We start from the raw sequence: 3,112 nt of genomic DNA, 5'->3' as shown, positions 1-3,112 counted from the left end.
AGTTAAGCTTCTCAGCGCCGATGGTAGTTGGGGGCTGTCCCCCTGTGAGAGTAGGACGTTGCCAGGCTAAGCCCTTTATTGGGCTATTATTTTTGCTATTTTTTAAACAATGGCCCCTTGGTCAAGCGGTTAAGACACCGCCCTTTCACGGCGGTAACACGGGTTCGAATCCCGTAGGGGTCACCAAAGCATTTTCGTACAAGCGAAAATAACTTCCACCATAATGGAGGATTAGCTCAGCTGGGAGAGCATCTGCCTTACAAGCAGAGGGTCGGCGGTTCGATCCCGTCATCCTCCACCATGATTTTTTCACGATAGTGAAAATAATCTTCAATAAATGAGCCATTAGCTCAGTCGGTAGAGCAGATTGCTTACATCATTGACTAAGCTTCTGCGGCAATCTGCGAGAAAGAACGAAAGTTCTTTTGAGCATCTGACTTTAACTAATATACGTTTAGGTAACAAACCTTAATATGAGCCATTAGCTCAGTCGGTAGAGCATCTGACTTTTAATCAGAGGGTCGAAGGTTCGAATCCTTCATGGCTCACCATTTTTAAATAAAATGTAACAAAATTGGAGATGTACCATAAGCTTTAATATGCGGAAGTAGTTCAGTGGTAGAACACCACCTTGCCAAGGTGGGGGTCGCGGGTTCGAATCCCGTCTTCCGCTCCACATTTTTGGCGGCATAGCCAAGTGGTAAGGCAGAGGTCTGCAAAACCTTTACCACCGGTTCGAATCCGGTTGCCGCCTCCAATTTTATAAGGTTATATTAAAAAAGGTAATTTAATTTCATGGCGGTGTAGCTCAGCTGGCTAGAGCGTACGGTTCATACCCGTAAGGTCGGGGGTTCGATCCCCTCCGCCGCTACCAATTTAATATTTGATTATGGCGGGTGTGGCGAAGTGGTTAACGCATCGGATTGTGGTTCCGACATTCGTGGGTTCGATTCCCATCATCCGCCCCATTCTTAAGTTAATGGGCTATAGCCAAGCGGTAAGGCAACGGACTTTGACTCCGTCATTCGTTGGTTCGAATCCAGCTAGCCCAGCCATTTTAATAATAGTAATATGCGGGTGTAGTTTACTGGTAAAACCTCAGCCACGAGCAAAGCATCCGTGAACAAGCTGCGAGTTGCCTCGACACATCATCTTCTTCGAATATGCTTTTAGAGGAAGAGGCATGTTAGTGCGTGTTTAAAACAAAATATAACATTATAATTAATGCGGGTGTAGTTTACTGGTAAAACCTCAGCCTTCCAAGCTGATGTAGTGGGTTCGATTCCCATCACCCGCTCCATTTTAAGGGCCTATAGCTCAGCTGGTTAGAGCGCACGCCTGATAAGCGTGAGGTCGATGGTTCGAGTCCATTTAGGCCCATAAATTGAAAAAACTAAAGTCCAATTCATATGAATTGGACTTTTTATGATTCTAGATGCCTGTCCACTCGGAAAAACAGGTGTTACGGTCACCGAAAGGCGATCTAGATGCTGAACCGCCCCAACATTAATCGCATTGGTCACCTAGATAAAACCATAGCAAGGTTCTATACTACCGAATCAAGGGAAGAATCCCGCCCATGGTACCGTAGCAAGGTCCTATGCGACCGAATCAAGGGAAGAATCCCGCCCACGGTAGGGTAGCTGTGTTCTATGCGACCGAATCAAGGGAAGAATCCCGCCCACGGTAGCGTAGTCGTGTTCTATGCGACCGAATCCGCTGAAGAAGTCCGTTAACGGTAGCGTAGCTGTGTTCTATGCAACCGAATCCAGAGAAGAATCCCGTTCACGGTAGCGTAGTCGTGTTCTATGCGACCGAACCAAGGGAAGAATCCCGTTCACGGTAGCATAGTCGTGTCCGAACCAAGGGAAGAATCCCGTTCACGGTAGCGTAGTCGTATTCTATGCGACCGAACCAAGGGAAGAATCCCGTTCACGGTAGCGTAGTCGTATTCTATGCGACCAAATCCAGAGAAGAATCCCGACCACGGTAGCGTAGCAAGGTTCTATGCGACCCAATCCAGAAAAGAATCCCGTCTTCAGTAGCATATGCAAATTCTTTTAATAGTGTTAAATTATTGTTTACACTTTTACACAACTAAATGGACTTGACTAATCATCAACTCAAGGATTCCTCAAAAAACCCCAAGGCATATTTAATGGCTTCTTCGACTTCATTTGTTTCATAACCTGTTAAATCTTCATCCGTTATTTCTAATTTTGTTCCAGATAAGGAATAACCGCTATCTAAATTAATATCAAGAAATACCTCATAGCCTTCGGTTGTCTTCGTGATTTCGATAATATCGTAATCACGAATGGCCGTCCCGGTGGAATATTCCAATGGCTCCAATTCTGACACAAAAATCCCTCCTCAAATAAATATCAACCATATCATACCCACAAACGAAAAAACATATATAGAACAAACAGTATGTTTTTAATGGGGGGACAAAATGAGAGTTGAAGTATTAAATCATGAAAAAATAAAAGACTTTGTGGAATACTGTAAAAAACATAGAAGAGGGATTGAAGACTCATTTCTTTATCATCATTCGACAGAATACCCTTCCTCAAGGAATATGAAGGGCAAAGCCCAATGAGTAGGGAGGGGATGAATATCGGTTGGCGCTAGCCAAAACCTTCCGAATTATGCTATAATTAGAACAAATGTTCCTGATGAGTGAGGTGGAATAGATGTTGGTAAATAAATCCTACAAGTTCCGAATCTATCCTAATAAAAAGCAGATTGAACTCATCAACAAAACCATTGGCTGTTCCAGATTCGTATTCAATTTCTTCCTTGGTAAACAAAAGGAAAAGGACGCTTTCTGGCATATTTGTGAGGAAATGAAACAAAATGGTCAACTTCAAGTGAATAATTGGAAAGGTGAGTTTCTAAATAAATATGAATCAGTCAAAGCACTTCCTGAACTAAAAAAACACTATGATTTCCTAAAAGAAGTAGACAGTATTGCTTTGCAAAAATCAGTTGAAAATCTAGCTGATTCTTATAGCCGATACTATAAGAAACAGAATAAACAACCGCGCTTTAAATCGAAAAAAAATCCTGTTCAATCTTACACCACGAAACAGACAAATGGAAATATCGC

General features: G+C 42.8%; 3 protein-coding genes and 10 tRNA genes. 12 read left to right on the top strand and 1 reads right to left on the bottom strand.

The annotated features are described in order from the left end of the window. The first annotated feature begins 111 nt into the window (after nucleotides 1–111). The 10 genes from J2Y67_RS27705 (at nucleotide 112) to J2Y67_RS27660 (ending at nucleotide 1,380) form a co-directional block, all read left to right on the top strand. Nucleotides 112–186: transfer RNA gene (locus J2Y67_RS27705), tRNA-Glu, on the top strand. Between the two features lie 39 nt (nucleotides 187–225). Next, a tRNA-Val gene (locus J2Y67_RS27700) sits at nucleotides 226–301 on the top strand. A 174-nt stretch (nucleotides 302–475) separates the two neighbouring features. Beyond that, nucleotides 476–551, top strand: a tRNA-Lys gene (locus J2Y67_RS27695). Between the two features lie 50 nt (nucleotides 552–601). After that, nucleotides 602–676, top strand: a tRNA-Gly gene (locus J2Y67_RS27690). A 7-nt stretch (nucleotides 677–683) separates the two neighbouring features. Next, a tRNA-Cys gene (locus J2Y67_RS27685) sits at nucleotides 684–757 on the top strand. Between the two features lie 40 nt (nucleotides 758–797). Then, a tRNA-Met gene (locus J2Y67_RS27680) sits at nucleotides 798–874 on the top strand. Nucleotides 875–892: 18 nt separating this feature from the next. Then, nucleotides 893–968: transfer RNA gene (locus tag J2Y67_RS27675), tRNA-His, on the top strand. Nucleotides 969–980: 12 nt separating this feature from the next. Continuing rightward, a tRNA-Gln gene (locus J2Y67_RS27670) sits at nucleotides 981–1,055 on the top strand. Between the two features lie 171 nt (nucleotides 1,056–1,226). Beyond that, nucleotides 1,227–1,300, top strand: a tRNA-Gly gene (locus tag J2Y67_RS27665). Between the two features lie 6 nt (nucleotides 1,301–1,306). Continuing rightward, a tRNA-Ile gene (locus J2Y67_RS27660) sits at nucleotides 1,307–1,380 on the top strand. A 738-nt stretch (nucleotides 1,381–2,118) separates the two neighbouring features. On the opposite strand, the gene J2Y67_RS27655 is transcribed toward J2Y67_RS27660, so the two are convergent. After that, entirely contained in the window at nucleotides 2,119–2,361 is a 243-nt protein-coding gene (locus tag J2Y67_RS27655) for a hypothetical protein (RefSeq protein ID WP_310179385.1), read from the bottom strand. A gap of 94 nt (nucleotides 2,362–2,455) precedes the next feature. Here J2Y67_RS27655 and J2Y67_RS27650 point away from each other — a divergent pair, with 94 nt between their 5' ends. Together J2Y67_RS27650 and J2Y67_RS27645 are read left to right on the top strand one after the other, a co-directional pair. Further along, nucleotides 2,456–2,602 carry a hypothetical protein gene (locus tag J2Y67_RS27650; RefSeq protein WP_310179384.1) on the top strand — a complete coding sequence of 49 codons (147 nt, stop codon included), beginning with the start codon at nucleotides 2,456–2,458 and terminating at the stop codon, nucleotides 2,600–2,602. Between the two features lie 94 nt (nucleotides 2,603–2,696). After that, a partial coding sequence (locus J2Y67_RS27645; RefSeq protein ID WP_310179381.1) for a helix-turn-helix domain-containing protein occupies nucleotides 2,697–3,112 on the top strand: 416 nt, incomplete at its 3' end.

The sequence above is a fragment of the Neobacillus niacini genome (assembly GCF_031456445.1).
Taxonomy (GTDB): Bacteria; Bacillota; Bacilli; order Bacillales; family Cytobacillaceae; genus Neobacillus; species Neobacillus niacini_I.
Note: the sequence above shows the minus strand (reverse complement) of the source record. Positions and strands in the feature narration are given on the sequence as shown.